We start from the raw sequence: 17,763 nt of genomic DNA, 5'->3' as shown, positions 1-17,763 counted from the left end.
CGCAAGCAGCTCGCCTGCATGATTGCAATCGGGCTGGCTGGAGTGGCTTCTGATGCAACGATTATGCATGGCATGAAGATCGATGTAAAACGGAAAATTTACCTAGTTAGCATCGAAAAAATCGATAGTAAGAGCAAAATCCCCACGGCACCGGCCTCTGCTATCGATTATTGACCGCGCTGCCGAAAAACTCCACCAACTTAAATGAGAATGATTCTTGTTATTATTGTGGGTGCTTGCTATCATCCCTGCCTTTTGCCGCGCCTGCAATATCGCGCCGCATCCTCCATAATATCGAGACCTGAAGCGAGCCCTACGCATATGACCGCAATGACTGCACTGACAGCTGCCACCCCGGACTCCACCGATGCGCGCGCCACCACCAGCCCTGCCCTGCCGCGCAGCGCGCGCCTGAAGGCCGACACCTCGGCCACCCACGACGTGCTCGACAAGCGCATCATGGCCAGCGCGCCGTTCGACAACCAGCAAAACTATGCGCGCTTCCTGCAGGCGCAATATGCTTTCCTGCGCGATGTCGACGCCCTGTACGACCATGCCGGCCTGGCCGCCCTGCTGCCCGACCTGGAACAGCGCCGCCGCTACGCCAGCATCGCGGCCGACCTGCGCGACCTCGATGCCGCCCTGCCGGTGGACTCGCCGACGCCGCCGTTCGATGCGCAGCTGGACCTGGCCACCGCGTTGGGCTGGCTGTATGTCAGCGAAGGCTCGAAGCTGGGCGCGGCCGTGCTGTACAAACTGGCCGGCAAGATCGGCCTCGATGAACACTTTGGCGCGCGCCACCTGGCCGGTCATCCGGACGGGCGCGCACGCCACTGGCGCGAATTCACCGCCGTGCTGGACGCGGCGCCGCTGGACCTCGATGGCGAAGCGCGCCTGATCGAAGGGGCCCGCGCCGCCTTCATGCGCATGCACGGCCACGTCGAGGCGCAGGGACTATGAGCGACGCGGGTCCATCGGCGGTAGCACCGGCCGTGCGCGAAGCGCATGGCGCGCGCCTGCGCCGCTGGGCCTGGACGGCGGCCGGCATGCTGATGGTGGCGCTGGGGATCATTGGCGCCATGCTGCCGGTCATGCCCACCACGATTTTCCTGATCCTGGCGCTGGCCTGTTTCAGCCGCGCCTCGCCGCGCCTGGAACACTGGCTGCTGCACCATCCGCGTTTTGGCCACCCCTTGCGCCAGTGGCGCCAGCACCGTGCCGTCTCGCGCCGCGGCAAGGCCATGGCGGCGCTGGGCATGGCGATCGGCTTTGTCGCCATGTGCCTGGGACACCCGCCATGGTGGGTGATCGCCATGGTCGGTGCGATGGAGCTTGGCGTGCTGGTCTATCTGCTGCGCCGTCCGGAAGGCCCGGCGCCAGCCGCCTCGCCCGCCGAAGCAGAATCTGCCCCGGCGCCACCGGTGGTCGAGCACTAAACGCCGCTTCCTGCCGGCACCCCCCTGGCAAGGCGCATCGCCGCACGCTTCCCGCCTGCGAATATTGCCCCGGCAAACAGCCAGCCTGATTTAGCGATCTGAATTTAATTCGGCAAACAATCGCTGCGTCTGCTTTTCGCTGCCTGAAACGCCGCCATAGACATTATTTGCATATCCAAAGCAAGATTCTGTCGTTGGCGCAATAACGCGATCGGGTATACTACGCAACCGACGTCGCATGGCCGCTATCCGCCGCCTCAGCACGGGCACTGCCAGCGCCACGACGCGCCAATAATAAAAGGAACAGCATGACCACACCATCCCGCCCGCCGGTGATCCGCATCGAAGGCGCGAACAAGACCTTCGCGCTGCCCAAGGGCCAACAATTCCATGCGGTCAAGGACGTCACGCTCGATGTCTACCCTGGCGATATCTTTGGCCTGATCGGCAAGAGCGGCGCCGGCAAATCGACCCTGCTGCGCCTGATCAACCTGCTCGAACGCCCGGACAGCGGCACCATCACCGTGGCCGGCCGTGAACTGACCAGCCTGGGCAAGAAGGAACTGCGCGATGCGCGCCAGAATATCGGCATGATCTTCCAGCAGTTCAACCTGCTGCAAAACGCCACCGTGTTCGACAACGTCGCCTTCCCTTTGAAAATCCATGGCACGGCCAAGGGCGAGCAGATCGCCGCCCGCGTCGAGGAATGCCTGGCGCTGGTCGGCCTGTCCGACAAGCAGCACAGCTATCCGGCGCAGTTGTCGGGTGGCCAGAAACAGCGCGTGGCGATTGCGCGCGCGCTGGCCAGCCACCCGGACGTGCTGCTGTGCGATGAACCAACGTCGGCGCTGGACGCCGAAACCACGCGCGCGCTGCTGGGCACTTTGCGCGACATCAATCAGCGCCTGGGCGTGACCATCGTGTTCGTCAGCCATGAATTGTCGGTGCTGGGCGCCATCTGCAACCGCGTGGCGGTGGTGGAAAACGGCGCGATTGCCGAACAGTTTGAACTCGCCGACACCGCCACCCCGCGCAAGACGGCGCTGGGCCGCGAACTGGCCTACTACGGCACCGAAGCATTTGAAGCGACTGCCTGGAAGGACGCAAGCCATGTTTGAAGAATCGATCAATAACGTCGTCGCCCTGCTGCCGGAAATCTGGGTGGCCCTCGGCCAGACCATGACCATGCTGGGCATTGGCCTGACCGCCGCCATCCTGATCGGCGGCCCGCTGGGCGTGCTGCTGTTCCTGGTATCGGAAAACCAGTCGCTGGAAAACCGTCCGCTGTCGATGATCCTCGGCTGGCTGGTCAATACCGTGCGCTCGTTCCCGTTCATAATTCTGCTGGTCGCGCTGACGCCATTTACGCGCGTGATCGCCGGCACCTCGATCGGCCCGCTGGCCGCCGCGGTACCGCTGTCGTTTGCCGCAATTCCCTACCTGGCGCGCCTGGTCGAACAGAATCTGCGCGAAGTGCCGCGCGGCGTGATCGAAGCGGCGCACGCCATGGGCGCCTCCGAAATGCAGATCATCGTGCGCGTGCTGCTGGTCGAAGCGCGCTCCGGACTGGTGCTGGCCCTGACCGTGCTGTCGATCAGTTTCCTGTCCTATTCGGCCGTGGCCGGCGTGGTCGGCGGCGGCGGCATTGGCGACCTGGCCATCCGCTACGGCTACTACCGCTTCGAAACCGACATCATGGTCGTCACCGTGGCCATCTTGATCGTGCTGGTGCAGATCATCCAGTTCGCCGGCACCCGCATCGCCAAGCGCCTCGACAAACGTTAATCCAAATTTGAATCAAGGGAATCACATGAACACCATCCGCCGCAACCTGCTCGCCGCCACCGTCGGCCTGGCCCTGGCCTTTTCGGCCCACGCAAAAGACCCGAAGGAAATCGTTATCGGCACCAGCGCCGGCCCGTATGGCGACCAGCTGAAGATCGGCATCAAGCCTATCCTGGAAAAACAGGGCTACAAAGTCAAGATCGTCGAATTCAACGACTACGTGCAGCCGAACTACGCGCTGGCCGAAGGCTCGCTGGACGCCAACGTGTTCCAGCACATCGTTTATCTCACCAAGTTCGCCACCGATAACAAGCTGGCCATCACGCCCTTGATCACCGTGCCGACGATTCCGATTGCCATGTACAGCAGCAAGCACAAGGCCCTGACCGAGATCAAGGACGGCGCCACCATCGCCATGCCGAACGACCCGACCAACCAGGCGCGCGCGCTGGTGGTGCTCGACAAGATGGGCTGGATCAAGCTGAAACCGAACGTCGACCCGCTGCGCGCCTCCGAGCGCGACGTGGCAGCCAATCCAAAAAAACTGAAACTGGTGCCACTGGAAGCGGCGCAGCTGCCGCGCGCGCTGGCCGATACCGACTTCGCCTTTATCAACGGCAACTTCGCCCAGGCGGCCGGCATCAAGCTGACCAGCGCCCTGGTGGCCGAGAAAATCTCGGACAGCTATATCAACCTGGTGGCGATCCGCACGGCCGACAAGGGCAAGCCTTGGGTGAAAGACCTGGAAGCGGCCTACCGCTCGCGCGCCTTTCTGGACGTGACCAACAAGCATTTTGCCGGCTACGAGAAGACCGATTACCAGGTCGCGCTGGAAAAGACGCTGAAAAAGTAATCCTGCAACCTCGCTGGCGCCCCTCCTTCCGGTCTTTTGATACGCTCGATGCCTGTCAGCTGACCAGAAGGAGATCCCATGTTCCCCGTTTTCAAACTCGCACGACTCATGCCGCTTGCCGCCGCCATTACGCTGGCCGCCGGCTGCGCCAGCACCGCCCCCACTTCGTCAAAAGCCTCCCTGACCAATACCTACTGGAAGTTGACCGAACTCGATGGCGCGCGCGTCAGCATGACGCCGGAACAGGAACGCGAAGTACGCATCACGCTGGACGACAACGGCAAGGTCACAGGTTTCACGGGCTGCAACCGGGTGATGGGCGGCTATACGGTGGCGGCTGATGTGCTGCGCTTTACGCAATTGGCCGGCACGCGCATGATGTGCCCACCGCCGGCGATGCAGCTGGAAAGCGCCGTGCTGGCCAATCTGAACAGCGTGACGGGCTTTCGCATCGAGGGCGAGCAGCTGATACTGCTCAAGGACGGCGCGCCGGTGGCCCGCTATGAATCCGTCTACCTGAAATAAAAACGCACTGCCGCTACAATGGCTTTCACCCTACTTTTGGAAGGAAGCCATGTCCGCCGTTCCCGCATCCCCACCTTCGGCAGCCGCCGGCCGCTACCGCGCTTTTCTGTTCGACATGGACGGCACGGTGATCAATTCCATCGCTGCCGCCGAACGTATCTGGGGCCTGTGGGCCACGCGCCAGGGCCTGGACGTGGCCACATTCCTGCCCACCATCCACGGCGCGCGCTCGGTCGACACGATCACCCGGCTGGCCCTGCCCGGCCTCGATCCGCGCCACGAAGCGCAGGGCATCACGGATGCCGAGATCATCGATGTGGAAGGGATTATTGAAATCGCCGGCGCCCAGCGCTTTTTGCAGTCGCTGCCGCCCGCACAGTGGGCCATCGTCACCTCGGCGCCGCGCGCGCTGGCCGTGGCGCGCCTGAAAGCGGCCGGCATGCCGGTGCCCGCCGTGATGGTAACGGCCGAAGATGTCAAGGCAGGCAAACCCAAGCCGGACTGCTATTTGCTGGCTGCGGAAAAACTGGGCGTGTCACCCGCCGACTGCCTGGTGTTCGAAGACGCCTCGGTCGGCATCGAAGCCGGTGAAGCGGCCGGCGCCAAGGTGATGGTGATCAGCGCCACGCATGCGCATCCGCTGGCCACGCGCCATCCGTCAATCGCCAGCTATGAAGCAATGGTGGCCACCGTCGATGAAGACGGCTTTATCGTGCTGGCGCAGTCGGCTGCAGCACCCGCCCCAGAATAGACTGCTCCAGCGCCGCAAATGCCGCACTGCCCCGCTGGCGCGGGCGCGGCAGGTCGACCTGCACGTCCAAGGTGATCTGCCCATCCTCGATCAGCAGCACGCGATCTGCCAGCGCCACCGCTTCGGCCACGTCGTGCGTGACCAGCACGGCGGTAAAGCCGCGCGCCAGCCACAGCGACTCGATCAGCTGCTGCATCTCGATGCGGGTCAGCGCATCGAGTGCCCCCAGCGGTTCATCGAGCAGCAGCAGCTGCGGTTCATGCACCAGCGCGCGCGCCAGTGCCACGCGCTGCTTCTGGCCGCCCGACAGCGCCGCCGGCCACTCGTCGGCCCGTTCCGCCAGCCCCACCGTCCACAAGGAAGCCGCTGCCGCGCCCACGCCGCGCGGCAAACCGAGGGCGACGTTTTCCAGCACGGTTTTCCATGGCAGCAGCCGCGCTTCCTGGAACATGATGCGGATATCGGGTTCGGTCTTGCCCGAGCCCACCGTGATCGAGCCCTGGTCGATGCTTTCCAGGCCGGCGATCGAGCGCAGCAAGGTGCTCTTGCCGCAGCCGCTGCGCCCGACGATGGCGACGAATTCACCGGCTTCGAGCTTCAGGTCGACATTTTTCAGCACCGGGCGCGTGGTGTAGGACTTGCTCAGGTTCGTCAGCGACAGCGGCACGCCGCTGCGCTCAAGCGGCGCCAGTGGCGCCACCCTGGCGCGTACGGGAGCGGCCAAGTCATCCTGCGCAAAGTGGGAAAACAAATCCGTTTCAATCTGGATCGGAGCTAACAGCATGATGATTCCTTCTTAACGGTAGGCGGGATTCCAGCGCAAACAGTGTTTCTCCAGGCGCCGTGAAAACAGGTCGGCAGCCTTGCCCAGCAAGGCGTACAGCAGGATACCCACCAGTACCACATCCGTTTGCAAAAATTCACGCGCATTCATGGTCATGTAACCGATGCCGGCCTGCGCCGAAATGGTTTCGGCAACGATCAGCAGCACCCATACCAGGCCCAGCGAAAAGCGCACGCCGACCAGAATCGACGGCATGGCGGCCGGCAGGATCACGTCGCGGTACAGGGGCCAGCCGGACAAGCCGTAGCTTTTGGCCATTTCGATCAGACCCTGGTCGGCCGAGCGGATGCCGTGGAAGGTATTGAGGTAGACGGGGAAGAATACGCCGACGGCCAGCAGGAACAGTTTCGCTGTTTCGTCGATGCCGAACCACAAAATCACCAGCGGGATCAGGGCCAGCGCCGGGATATTGCGTACCATCTGCAAGGTGGTATCCAATAAGGTTTCGGCATGGCGAAAACTGCCCGTCAACAGCCCCAGCAGCAGGCCCAGGCCGGCGCCCACGCCAAAGCCGACGGTGGCGCGCCACAAACTGGTCTTCAGGTGCAGCCACAATTCGCCCGACTCGGCCAGGGACCAGAAGGCTTTTGCCACCGCCCACGGTTCGGGCAGGATGCGGCTCGACAACCAGCCCAGCTGCGACGCCAGTTGCCAACCCAACAGCAGCGCCACCGGCAAGGCCCATGGCGCCAGGTTGTCGCGCCAGGGATTGGGCGCAGCCTTGATGGTTGGCGCCGCCATCTCAGGCCGCCTTTTTCTGGCTTGCCGCCGGCACGATATTGCTGGCCATGACTTCGCCGAACGGGCCGGAGAGGGACTGCTCGCCGACGGCCTTGCCCTTGCCCAGCAGCGGAAATACCAGTTCGGCAAAGCGGTAAGATTCTTCCAGGTGCGGGTAGCCCGAAAAGATGAAGGTGTCGATGCCCAAGTCCGCATACTCCTTGATGCGCGCCACCACCGTTTCGGCGTCGCCGACCAGGGCCGTGCCGGCGCCGCCGCGCACCAGGCCCACGCCGGCCCACAGGTTGGGCGACACTTCGAGCTTGTCGCGGTTGCCGCCGTGCAGGGCTGCCATGCGCTGCTGGCCGACCGAATCCATCTTGGAAAACGCCGCCTGTGCCTTGGCGATGACTTCGTCGTCGAGGTGGCTGATCAGTTCATCGGCCGCGCGCCAGGCCAGTTCGTTGGTTTCTCGCACGATCACATGAAGGCGGATGCCGAAGCGCACCGTGCGGCCTTTTTTTGCGGCGCGCGCGCGGATGTCGGCAATTTTTTCAGCGACGGCGGCCGGCGGCTCGCCCCAGGTCAGGTACACGTCCATCTGCTCGGCCGCCAGCTCATGCGCCGGCTCTGACGAACCGCCGAAATACAGCGGCGGATACGGTTTTTGCACCGGCGGATACAGGGTCTTGGAGCCTTTGACCTGGATATGCTTGCCCTCGAAATCGTAGCCGGCCGCGCCGCCCTCGCCGGCCAGGGTGGCGCGCCAGACCTTGATGAATTCGTCCGAGATTTCATAGCGCTTGGCGTGATCGGCAAACAGGCCGTCCGCTTCCAGTTCGCCCTGGTCGCCGCCGGTGACGACATTGATCAGCAGGCGGCCATTCGACAAACGGTCGAAGGTCGAGGCCATGCGCACGGCCAGGCCGGGAGTCGACAGGCCGGGGCGCACGGCAACCAGGAATTTGAGCTTTTGCGTCACGCTGATCAAGGATGACGCCACCACCCAGGCGTCTTCGCAGGAGCGGCCGGTCGGCAGCAGCACGCCGTCGTAGCCCAGCGTGTCGGCGGCCACCGCCACCTGGCGCAGGTAGTCGGCATCGACGGCGCGCGCGCCTTGCGAGGTGCCCAGGTAACGGCTGTCGCCGTGGGTAGGAATGAACCAGAATATATTCAATGACATGGTGTTCTCTATCTCTCTTTGTTATTTGGTGGCGACTTGCTTGACGGGCAGCAGCGCGTCCTTGACAACGATGGGTTTGGGGATCAGCTTCAGGTTGGAAAACGCGTCGGCCACCTTTTGCTGGGCCGCGATCACGTCGACCGATACCGGCTTGACGCCGTAGGCATAGCGCGAGGCGGCCAGCGCCACCACATCCTTGCTCAAGCCCGTCTGCGCCGACAGAATGGTCGCCACTTCGTCCGGATTGCTGCGGCCCCAGTCATCGACCTTGGCCACTTCGTCAAGCACGATGCGCAGGATCTCGGGATTTTTTTCAGCATAGGTGCGCGAAGCGAGGTAGAACTGGTAGTTCGCGACCAGGCCCTTGCCGTCGGCCAGCACGCGCGCGCCGATCTGTTTTTCGGCGGCCGCCAGGAATGGGTCCCAGATGGCCCAGGCATCGACGCTGCCGCGCTCGAAAGCGGCGCGCGCATCAGCTGGCGGCAGGAACACGGGCTGGATATCGGCATAGGCCACGCCCGCCTTTTCCAATGCTTTCAACAGCAGGTAGTGCACGTTCGAGCCCTTGTTCAGGGCGATTTTCTTGCCCTTCAAATCGGCCAGGGTACGCAGGGAGGAACCCTTGGGCACGACGATCGCTTCGCTGGCCGGCGACGGCGGCTCATTGCCGACGTAGACCAGGTTGGCGCCGGCCGCCTGCGCAAAGATCGGCGGCGCCTCGCCGACGGTGCCAAAATCGATGCTGCCGACGTTCAGGCCTTCGAGCAGCACCGGGCCGGCCGGAAATTCCGTCCATTTCACGCCCACGCCCTGCTCTGCCAGGCGTTTTTCCAGGGTGCCGCGGCCTTTCAGCAGGGTCAAGGTGCCGTACTTCTGATAGCCGATACGCACTTCGGCCTTCACTTGCGCCTGCGCCATCACCGGCATGCCGGCCGCCATCACGCCGAGGCCGGCAAGGGCGGCCAACAGCAAGCCCACGGTGGTGCGGCGGGAAAGGCGTTGTTCAAGGCGATTGGTCATGGCGGTTCCTAATAGGGTGATGGGTCAGGCGGTTTGAAGGGAAGACGTATAAGGTTGCTGCTGCAGCGAGCGGGCAGGCGCCAAAGCATCACCGTTGGCCGCTACCGGGCGGCGCGCGCCCTGCAGGATGAACAGGCCGGCCGATACTTCGGCAATCCCGGCCTGCACCCGCAGTTCGATCGGCGCATCCAGGCTCAGACCGCGCTCTTCATGCCAGTCCAGCTGCTGCGCATTGGCGTAGATGCTGGTAAATACCTGCTTGGCGCCCAGCGCGTGCAGCACCGGCCGCAGCGCATAGTCGAGCGCCAGGGTGTGGGCATGGCCGCCGCCGGTGGCCAGCGGCAGCACCAGCTTGCCGGCCAGGCCGTCTTGCGGCAGCAGGTCGAGGAAGGCTTTCAACAGGCCCGTGTACGAGGCTTTATAAATCGGCGTGGCGATCACGATGGCGTCCGCTTCGGCCACGGCGCGCACGGCGCCGGCGATGTCAAGATCGCTGTAGTCAGCCTGCAGCAGCGCGCGCGCCGGCAGGTCGCGTACATCGAGCTTGCTGTACGTGTGGCCATGCAGCGCCAGCTGTTCGCCGATATGCAGCAGCAAGCGGCTGGAGCTGGAAGGTATGTGCGGGCTGCCGCCCAGTAAAAGGATGCTCATGTGATGTCCGTCCCCTGAAGGTTGTCGATAGGCGTTGCTGTATATGCATGCAGCCTATCGCCATCAACGGCTGGATAAAACGAATGCTTTCACGCTTCGATATGCGTTTTTCGACTATCGTGCTACTACGCCCGGCAGCCCATCTGCAATCACCCGTATCAAATTTTTTCGCATATCCATGCGCGCTTTTCTTCGTGTACGGCGCTTGAATTCCGGTGCAATACTGGCTGCATCGATTTTCTGGAATGACTGCCATGCCTGCTGCACACCTTGCTGCACACCTGTACACGAACGCTGCTGCAATCAGCACTAGCGAGCCTGACGCGATCGGTATCGCCACCGCCCTTGCCGCGCGCCTGGCCGAAAACGCCAACGCCCGCGACCAGGCCGGCGGCCATGCTGCACAAGAGCGCGAGTGGATACGCGAGTCCGGCCTGCTGACCCTGTCGATCCCGGTTCAATTCGGCGGCCAGGGCGCTTCCTGGCCGCTGGTGTACCAGGTGATCCGTATCCTGGCGCGCGCCGACAGCGCACTGGCCCATGTGTTCGGCTTTCACCATTTACAGCTGGCAGGCTTGCAGCTGTACGGCAGCGCGCAGCAGCAGCGCCGCTTGCTCACGTTGACGGTAGACCAGCGCCTGTTCTGGGGCAATGCCCTGAACCCGCTCGACAAGCGCGTGGTTGCTACCGACAGCGCCGACGGCTTTGTCCTCGATGGCATCAAGAGTTTTTCATCCGGCTCGGTGGGTTCGGACTGGCTGACGGTGTCGGCCTGGCATGCGCCCACGCAAACGGCGCTGATCGCCGCCCTGCCCACCAGCCAGCCAGGCGTGCAGGTGCAGCCCGACTGGGACGCGTTCGGCCAGCGCCAGACCGATAGCGGCAATGTGCATTTCACGCAGGTGGCACTGCCGGCGAACCTGGTGCTGCAGGCACCCGCGCAGGTAGCCACGCCACAGGCCACCGTGCGCTCGCAGATTGCCCAACTGATCATGACCAACCTTTACCTGGGCATCGCCGAAGGCGCTTTCGAGGCGGCGCGCAGCTATACCAGCGGGCAGGCGAAGGCCTGGTTTGCCTCCGGCGTCAAGGAAGCGACGGACGACCCCTTAGTACAGCACCGCTACGGCCAGCTATGGCTGCTGCTGCGCCCCGCGCAAGTGCTGGCCGACCTGGCCGCGCAGGAACTCGATACGGTGTTTCGAAAGGGTGCCCTGGTCACTGCGCAGGAACGGGGACTGCTGGCCGTCGCCGTGGCCGAAGCCAAGGTTTTGTCGCACAAGGCGGGCCTGGAAATCAGCAGCCAGATGTTCGAACTGACGGGCGCGCGCTCGACCTCGGCCCAATTTGGTTTTGACCGCTACTGGCGCAATGTGCGCGTGCATACCCTGCATGACCCGGTCGACTACAAGCTGCGCGACCTGGGGCGCTATGCGCTGTCGGGCACCGTGCCCGAGCCGACGGCTTATTCCTGACACTATTTCAACCATACGGAAACACCGCCATGACCATCGCCCGCCGCACCCTTGTTCTCAGCGCATTGAGCCTCGCCCTGGCCACCGGCTTCGCCCACGCCAAGGACCCGAAAGACATCACCATCGGCGCCAGCGCCGGCCCGTATGCGGACCAGATCAAGCTGGGCATCAAGCCTATCCTGGAAAAGCAGGGCTACAAGGTCAAGCTGGTGGAGTTCAACGACTATATCCAGCCGAACTTCGCGCTGGCCGAAGGCTCGCTGGACGCGAATGCCTTCCAGCATATCGTCTACCTGAAAAAATTCGCGCTCGAACACAAGCTGGCCATCACGGACCTGATCCAGGTGCCCACCGCGCCGATCGCCCTGTACAGCAAGAAGCACAAGTCGCTGGCGGAAGTGAAGGAAGGTTCCACCGTCGGCCTGCCGAACGATCCGACCAACCAGGCGCGCGCACTGGTGCTGCTCGACCAGCTGGGCTGGGTCAAGCTGCGCGACAATATCGACCCGGTGCGCGCTTCCGAAAAAGATATCGCCGTCAATCTCAAGAAGATCAAGATACTGCCACTGGAAGCGGCGCAGCTGCCACGCTCGCTGGGCGACACCGACTACTCCTTCATCAACGGCAATTTCGCGCTGGCCTCGGGCCTGAAGCTGACCGAGGCGCTGGTGGCCGAGAAAATCCCGCCCAACTACATCAACCTGGTGGCGGTGCGCACAGCCGACAAGGACAAGCAGTTCGCGAAAGACCTGGCCGCCGCCTACCGCTCGCGTGAATTCCTCGACATCACCAACAAGCACTTTGCCGGCTATGTCAAACCCGACTACCAGCAAGCGTTGCAGACGGCAGCCAAATAATGGTGAAAGCGATCCGTTTCAACGCCTTCCAGATGAACACCGTCGGCCATCAGTCGCCAGGACTGTGGACGCATGCGCGCGACCGCAGCCACCGCTATACGCAACCCGAACACTGGACCGAACTGGCGCAGCTGCTGGAAAAAGGGCTGTTCGACGCGGTGTTTTTGGCCGACGTGCTGGGCGTGTATGACGTGTACCAGGGCAGCCTGGATGCGGCATTGACGCACGGCGTGCAAGTGCCGCTGAACGACCCGCTGGCACTGGTGCCGCTGATGGCGCAGGCCACCACGCACCTCGGTTTTGGCGTCACCTGCGCGCTGACCTACGAGCATCCATACACGTTTGCGCGGCGCATCTCCACCCTCGATCACCTCACAAAAGGGCGTATCGGCTGGAATATCGTCACCGGGTATCTCGACAGCGCGGCGCGCAACCTGGGCCTGGACCAGCAACTGGGCCACGACGAGCGCTATGACCTGGCCGACGAATACCTGGACGTGGTCTACAAGCTGTGGGAAAAAAGCTGGGACGACGACGCGGTGGTGAACGACAAGGCGCGCGGCATCTATGCCGATCCGGCGCGCGTGCATGCCATCAACCACGTGGGCCGCCATTACAAGGTGCCGGGCATTCACCTGTGCGAACCGTCGCCGCAGCGCACGCCGCTGCTGTACCAGGCCGGTACCTCGCCGCGCGGCACGCGCTTTGCGGCGCGCCATGCGGAAGCGACCTTTGTCAGTGGCCCCAGCAAGACGGTGGTGAAACGCTATGCGGACGACTTGCGCGCGGCCGTGCGGCAAGCCGGGCGCGATGGCAATGCGCTGGTGATCTACGCGCAGGCGCTGATCATCACGGGCGCCACCGAAGCCGAGGCGCGCGCCAAGCATGACGACTACGTGAAACATATCGATATCGAGGCGGCACTGGTGCTGCTGTCGGGCTGGACCGGCGTGGATTTTTCGCGCTACCCGCTCGACGCCACCATAGACTATATCGATTCCGATGCTGGCCGCTCGGCGCTGGCCTCGTTCAGCCAGGCCGACCCGGAGCGCACCTGGACCGTGCGCGAGGCAGCGCAGTATATCGGCCTGGGCGGGCGTGGCCCGGTAATCGTCGGCGATGCGGCGCAGGTGGCGGACCAGCTGGAAAGCTGGCTTGAAGACACCGGCATCGACGGCTTCAACCTAGCGTTTGCCGTGGCCCACGACAGCATGGCCGACGTGGTTGAACATATCGTGCCCGAACTGCAGCGGCGCGGCCGCTACAGGACACAGTACGAGCAAGGCAGTTTGCGCCACAAGGTATTCGGCAACGGCCCGCGCCTGCCGGAAAGCCACGCGGGCCGGCAAGTGCGCATCACGAACGACACCGCCACGCTGGCGGCATGACTCTCCACTTACTACTCAGGACTCCATGAAACGCAGAACCGTATTGCAACTGGCCGCCGCCAGCGCCTTGCCTGGCCTTTCCCGCGCCGCCGCGCAAGCGCCGTTGAAAGAGCTGCGCCTCGACTACGCCTATTATTCGCCCACCAGCCTGGTGCTGCGCCGCTTCGGCTGGCTCGAAGAAGCCTTCAAGGCTGATGGCACCAGCATCAAGTGGGTGCTCAGCGCCGGCAGCAACCGCGCGCTCGAATACCTGAACGCCAACAGCATCGACATCGGTTCGAGCGCCGGCCTGGCCGCGCTGCTGGCGCGCGCCAATGGCAATCCGATCCGCGCGCCGTATATTTTTTCGCGCCCGGAATGGACGGCGCTGGTGGTGCGCAAGGACAGCCCGATTCGAAGCATCGCCGACTTGAAGGGCAAGAAAGTCGCCGCTACCAAGGGCACCGACCCGTATCTGTTCCTGCTGCGCGCCCTGAAGACGGCAGGCCTGAAACGCGGCGATATCGAACACGTGGGCCTGCAGCATGCCGACGGCCGCGCCGCGCTTGAGCAAGGCAAGGTCGATGCGTGGGCCGGGCTGGACCCGCATATGGCGGCCAGCGAACTGGAAGCCGGTTCGCGCCTGATCTACCGTAACGTTGCCTTCAATACCTATGGTTTTTTGAACGTGCGCGAGGACTTCCTGGCCAGCCGGCCAGCCGAAGTGGGCAAGGTCATTCAGGCCTATGAACGGGCACGCGCCTGGACCATCGCCAATCCGGCCGAAGCGGCAAAAATCCTCGCCGAGGAAGCCAAGGTCAGCCTGCCGGTGGCGCTGCTGCAAGTGAAACTGAGGAGTGACTTCAGCAATCCGCAGCCGTCAAACGAACACGTGAAGGCGCTGCTGGTGGCCGCGCCCATCCTGGTCGATGAGGCGCTGGTCAAGCCGGGTGCGGACCTGAACCGCGCCATCAACGACCTGGTCGATACGCGCTTTGCGATTCCTTACATCAAAAAGGCATAGGACCCGTCATGGCCAGAGACACGCTTGCCGCACCTGCGATCGGCGATACCGGCAGCCGCCGCAGGCTGCGCCTGCCGCGTACAGCTTTGGGTTTGCTGTTGCCCGTGCTGGCCTTGCTGGCGGCCGAAATCGGCGTGCGCGCCGGCCTGATACCGGCCAACCTGCTGCCGGCGCCCAGCGAGATTGCCGCCACCATCGCCGGCCTGGCGCAGCAGGGACTGGCCGGCCATGTGCTGGCCAGCACCGTGCGCGTGGCCATCGGCTTTGCCGGCGGCGCGCTGCTGGCCATTTTGCTCGGCGCGGCGGTCGGCCTGAACCGCACCATGGAGGCGCTGCTGGACCCCACCTTCCAGGCGCTGCGCGCGATTCCGTCGCTGGCCTGGGTACCTTTGCTGCTGCTGTGGCTGGGCATCGACGAAGCGCCCAAGCTGGTACTGATCGGTATCGGCGCCTTCTTCCCTGTGTATATGGGCGTGGCCTCGGGCATCCGCGACGTCGACCGCAAGCTGATCGACGCGGCCCGCATGTACCGTTTGAGCCGGCCCGCGCTGGCGCGGCGCGTGCTGCTGCCGGCCGCCCTGCCGGCCATTTTCACGGGCCTGCGCAATGGCCTGAGCCTGGCCTGGATGTTCATGGTGGCGGCCGAACTGATCGCCGCCAGCCAGGGCCTCGGTTATCTGCTCAGCGACGGGCGAGAAACCAGCCGCGCCGATATCGTGCTGGCCGCCATCGTGCTGCTGGCCCTGCTGGGCAAGGCCAGCGACAGCCTGATGCAGCGCCTGGAAAACCGTCTGCTGGCGTGGCGCGACAGCTACGCCGCCATTTGAAAGGAAGCCATCACATGCCCGCCCTGCTCGACATCGCCATCCATGACAAATCCTGGGGCGCGCGCCGCGTGCTGCATAACCTGCAACTGCAGCTGCGCCGTGGCGAGATCGTCAGCCTGATCGGCGCCAGCGGCTGCGGCAAAAGCAGCCTGCTGTCCATCGTCGCCGGCCTTGACGCCGACTTTCGCGGCAGCCTGCGCCTGGACGGCAAGCCGCTCGCCGGCGTGCATGCCGATATCGGCCTGATCTTCCAGGAGCCGCGCTTGTTTCCGTGGCTGACGGTGGCGCAAAATATTGCCTTTGGCCTGGGCCCGAAAGGTGAACACAATCCGCGTGTGGCGCAGCTGCTCGATGAAGTGGGCCTGCACGGCCTGGCAGACAGCCTGCCCAAGCAGCTCTCGGGCGGCCAGGCGCAGCGCGCAGCGATCGCGCGCGGCCTGTTCGGCCAGCCGCGCATTCTGCTGCTGGACGAACCGTTTTCCGCCGTCGACGCATTTACCCGCATGAAGCTGCAAGATCTCCTGGCCGACGTGGCCGCACGCCACGGCTTGACGGTATTGCTGGTAACGCACGATATCGATGAAGCCTTGTACCTGAGCGAGCGCATCGTCATGCTCGACACCCGCGCCGGCCCGCCGCGCGCCCACTACGACGTGACGGCAGAGCGCCCGCGCTCGCGCGCCCCGGCCGCGCAGGCGGCGCTGAAAGACGCCATCCTCGGCGAACTGCACGCGGCGCACGCGATCTGAACCGGCGCCGCATTTGCGCGGCGCCCCTTTCCATGTCAGCATGGGTCACCCTGGCCACTGACAAGGACTGCAATGCCCTCTTTTTTTCCACCTGCGCTGGCCCTGCTGCTGGCATCACCGCTGCTGGCGCAGGCGCAAGGCCCGGCGCCGTTCCGCCTGTTTGCCAATACCTATTATGTGGGCACGCAGGACGCCAGCTCGGTGCTGATTACTTCCAGCGAAGGCCATGTGCTGATCGACGCCGGCCTGCCGGAGTCGGCCAGCACCATCATCGCCAATATCGCGGCGCTGGGCTTTCGCATCGAGGACGTCAAGATGATCATGAATTCGCATGGCCATGCCGAACATGCGGGCGGCCTGGCGGAACTGCAGCGGCGCAGCGATGCGCTGGTCTTCGCCAGTCCGTCGTCGGCGCTGGACCTGGCGGCCGGCGAAGTGGGGCCGGACGATCCGCAATACCATGCGGCCGCCAAACTTCCGCCGGTGACCGATATGCGCCTGGCGCGCGATGGCAACCATTACACGGTTGGTGCGCTCACGCTCACCGCGCACGCCACGCCTGGCCATACGCCGGGCGGCCTGTCGTGGAGCTGGCAATCGTGCGAAGGCAAGCGCTGCCTGGACATGGTGTATGCCGACAGCCTGGAACCGGTGTCGCGCCCCGGCTTCAAGTTCAGCGCCAGCAGCGAGTATCCGAACGCGCTGGCCGACTTTGCGCACAGCTTCGAGGTAATGCAAAAACTGCCCTGCGATGTGCTGGTGTCGGCGCATCCGGCAGCATCGACACTGTGGCAAAGGCTGGCGGCCAGCGCCGACAAGGGCACTGAAGCCTTTGTCGATGCCGGCGCCTGCCGCGCCTATGCGGCGGCGGCGCGCGCCGCCCTGGCCACCCGCCTGGACAGCGAAAAACCGTAAATACGCGCCCAGGCGTACGTGCTTGCCGGGCGCACTTCTGCTAATCTGCCGCCATTCTTTACAATAAGGACCGCCATGTTGACATTTTTCCGAGCCGTTTCCATCCTGGGCGCTGCCGCCGTGATCGCCGGCTGTGCGCAGACCCCGCCTGCAAATCAGGCCGCCGGCACGCCTGTCGCCAGTGCCCCAGCCAGGCCGGCGCCGCCGCTGGCCGGCACCATCTGGAAACTCAAGCAGTTCAATGGCCAGCCCGTGATTCGCAGCGCACCGCGCCAGCGCGACATCACCATCGTCTTCAACGACGGCCGTGTCAGCGGCCACAGCGGTTGCAACCAGATGATGGGCGCCTATGGCACCAACGGCAGCAGCACGTTGATGTTCTCGCAGTTCGCCGGCACCATGATGGCCTGCGAAAAAGCCGACATGGACCTGGAAAACCAGCTGCTGAAAAGCCTGGGCACAGTCAATGGCTACCGCTTTGACGGCCAGCAGCTGCTGCTGTTGAAGGATGGGGTGGCGGTGGCGAGGTATGAGGCCGTGGCGCGCTAAACCCAACGCAAATCCGCTGGAAAACTGTACGCAGCAAAAGGCTGGGGTCAGACTGAGCTAGCCCGGATTTGATGGAGGGTCACTAATTTGAGAAAATAGTGACATCCAGAGGAATCCATCATGACCAAGAAGACATTGCTTGCCGTATCAGACGCTGTTCCCGCTATGCAAGTGCGGCGGGAACGCACCGTTTTCTCCAGGCAGTTCAAACTCACTGCTGTCGAGCGTATGC

Annotated in this window: 20 protein-coding genes; 15 read left to right on the top strand and 5 right to left on the bottom strand. The window is 63.9% G+C overall.

Annotation, left to right across the window (positions count from 1 at the left end; all coding sequences use genetic code 11):
* Positions 1 to 330: 330 nt before the first annotated feature.
* From AC0Z42_RS27155 to AC0Z42_RS27125, 7 genes are all read left to right on the top strand, one after another.
* Positions 331 to 960, top strand: coding sequence for a biliverdin-producing heme oxygenase (locus tag AC0Z42_RS27155; RefSeq protein ID WP_485471184.1), 630 nt, complete (start codon positions 331 to 333; stop codon positions 958 to 960).
* Complete coding sequence (locus AC0Z42_RS27150; protein ID WP_485471183.1) at positions 957 to 1,436, top strand: YbaN family protein; 480 nt, start codon at positions 957 to 959, stop codon at positions 1,434 to 1,436. The genes AC0Z42_RS27155 and AC0Z42_RS27150 overlap by 4 nt, the downstream gene beginning before the upstream one ends.
* Positions 1,437 to 1,744: 308 nt before the next feature.
* On the top strand, positions 1,745 to 2,554 hold the full coding sequence (locus tag AC0Z42_RS27145; RefSeq protein WP_485471182.1) for a methionine ABC transporter ATP-binding protein: 810 nt from the start codon (positions 1,745 to 1,747) through the stop codon (positions 2,552 to 2,554).
* Positions 2,547 to 3,221 carry a methionine ABC transporter permease gene (locus AC0Z42_RS27140; protein ID WP_485471181.1) on the top strand — a complete coding sequence of 225 codons (675 nt, stop codon included), beginning with the start codon at positions 2,547 to 2,549 and terminating at the stop codon, positions 3,219 to 3,221. Before AC0Z42_RS27145 ends, AC0Z42_RS27140 begins: the two co-directional genes overlap by 8 nt.
* Positions 3,222 to 3,246: 25 nt before the next feature.
* On the top strand, positions 3,247 to 4,074 hold the full coding sequence (locus tag AC0Z42_RS27135) for a MetQ/NlpA family ABC transporter substrate-binding protein (RefSeq protein ID WP_485471180.1): 828 nt from the start codon (positions 3,247 to 3,249) through the stop codon (positions 4,072 to 4,074).
* A gap of 78 nt (positions 4,075 to 4,152) precedes the next feature.
* Complete coding sequence (locus tag AC0Z42_RS27130) at positions 4,153 to 4,599, top strand: META domain-containing protein (protein WP_485471179.1); 447 nt, start codon at positions 4,153 to 4,155, stop codon at positions 4,597 to 4,599.
* A 49-nt stretch (positions 4,600 to 4,648) separates the two neighbouring features.
* Complete coding sequence (locus AC0Z42_RS27125) at positions 4,649 to 5,350, top strand: HAD-IA family hydrolase (RefSeq protein WP_485471178.1); 702 nt, start codon at positions 4,649 to 4,651, stop codon at positions 5,348 to 5,350.
* Here the strand turns inward: AC0Z42_RS27125 and AC0Z42_RS27120 are convergent.
* Genes AC0Z42_RS27120 through ssuE form a run of 5 tightly spaced genes read right to left on the bottom strand, consistent with a single transcriptional unit; the run spans position 5,307 to position 9,768 of the window.
* Positions 5,307 to 6,134 carry an ATP-binding cassette domain-containing protein gene (locus AC0Z42_RS27120; protein WP_485471177.1) on the bottom strand — a complete coding sequence of 276 codons (828 nt, stop codon included), beginning with the start codon at positions 6,132 to 6,134 and terminating at the stop codon, positions 5,307 to 5,309. The two genes, AC0Z42_RS27125 and AC0Z42_RS27120, sit on opposite strands and share 44 nt — an antisense overlap.
* Before the next feature lie 12 nt (positions 6,135 to 6,146).
* Complete coding sequence (gene ssuC, locus AC0Z42_RS27115) at positions 6,147 to 6,935, bottom strand: aliphatic sulfonate ABC transporter permease SsuC (RefSeq protein ID WP_485471176.1); 789 nt, start codon at positions 6,933 to 6,935, stop codon at positions 6,147 to 6,149.
* 1 nt (position 6,936) lies between these two features.
* Complete coding sequence (ssuD, locus tag AC0Z42_RS27110) at positions 6,937 to 8,097, bottom strand: FMNH2-dependent alkanesulfonate monooxygenase (protein ID WP_308921963.1); 1,161 nt, start codon at positions 8,095 to 8,097, stop codon at positions 6,937 to 6,939.
* A 21-nt stretch (positions 8,098 to 8,118) separates the two neighbouring features.
* Complete coding sequence (locus AC0Z42_RS27105) at positions 8,119 to 9,117, bottom strand: sulfonate ABC transporter substrate-binding protein (RefSeq protein WP_485471175.1); 999 nt, start codon at positions 9,115 to 9,117, stop codon at positions 8,119 to 8,121.
* 24 nt (positions 9,118 to 9,141) lie between these two features.
* A complete protein-coding gene (gene ssuE, locus AC0Z42_RS27100; RefSeq protein WP_485471174.1) occupies positions 9,142 to 9,768 on the bottom strand; it encodes an NADPH-dependent FMN reductase in 627 nt (208 codons plus the stop codon).
* A 254-nt stretch (positions 9,769 to 10,022) separates the two neighbouring features.
* Between ssuE and AC0Z42_RS27095 the strand changes: the two genes are divergently transcribed.
* From AC0Z42_RS27095 to AC0Z42_RS27060, 8 genes are all read left to right on the top strand, one after another.
* Positions 10,023 to 11,243, top strand: a complete 1,221-nt coding sequence (locus AC0Z42_RS27095; RefSeq protein WP_485471173.1) for an acyl-CoA dehydrogenase family protein — start codon at positions 10,023 to 10,025, stop codon at positions 11,241 to 11,243.
* Between the two features lie 29 nt (positions 11,244 to 11,272).
* Positions 11,273 to 12,100, top strand: coding sequence for a MetQ/NlpA family ABC transporter substrate-binding protein (locus tag AC0Z42_RS27090; protein WP_485471172.1), 828 nt, complete (start codon positions 11,273 to 11,275; stop codon positions 12,098 to 12,100).
* Positions 12,100 to 13,488: an LLM class flavin-dependent oxidoreductase gene (locus tag AC0Z42_RS27085; protein WP_485471171.1), complete on the top strand. Its 1,389-nt coding sequence runs from the start codon at positions 12,100 to 12,102 to the stop codon at positions 13,486 to 13,488. Before AC0Z42_RS27090 ends, AC0Z42_RS27085 begins: the two co-directional genes overlap by 1 nt.
* A gap of 25 nt (positions 13,489 to 13,513) precedes the next feature.
* Positions 13,514 to 14,491: an aliphatic sulfonate ABC transporter substrate-binding protein gene (locus AC0Z42_RS27080; protein WP_485471170.1), complete on the top strand. Its 978-nt coding sequence runs from the start codon at positions 13,514 to 13,516 to the stop codon at positions 14,489 to 14,491.
* A gap of 8 nt (positions 14,492 to 14,499) precedes the next feature.
* Positions 14,500 to 15,318 (top strand): ABC transporter permease, encoded by an 819-nt coding sequence (locus tag AC0Z42_RS27075; RefSeq protein WP_485471169.1) that lies wholly within the window; start codon positions 14,500 to 14,502, stop codon positions 15,316 to 15,318.
* 14 nt (positions 15,319 to 15,332) lie between these two features.
* On the top strand, positions 15,333 to 16,067 hold the full coding sequence (locus AC0Z42_RS27070; RefSeq protein ID WP_485471168.1) for an ABC transporter ATP-binding protein: 735 nt from the start codon (positions 15,333 to 15,335) through the stop codon (positions 16,065 to 16,067).
* Between the two features lie 72 nt (positions 16,068 to 16,139).
* On the top strand, positions 16,140 to 16,982 hold the full coding sequence (gene bla / locus AC0Z42_RS27065; protein ID WP_485471167.1) for a subclass B3 metallo-beta-lactamase: 843 nt from the start codon (positions 16,140 to 16,142) through the stop codon (positions 16,980 to 16,982).
* A 75-nt stretch (positions 16,983 to 17,057) separates the two neighbouring features.
* Positions 17,058 to 17,531, top strand: a complete 474-nt coding sequence (locus AC0Z42_RS27060; RefSeq protein WP_485471166.1) for an META domain-containing protein — start codon at positions 17,058 to 17,060, stop codon at positions 17,529 to 17,531.
* The last annotated feature ends 232 nt before the right edge of the window (positions 17,532 to 17,763 follow it).

This window comes from Janthinobacterium sp. 1L-D-8-B-C4 (genome assembly GCF_057291295.1).
This window is presented reverse-complemented; position numbering and strand designations above follow the sequence as displayed.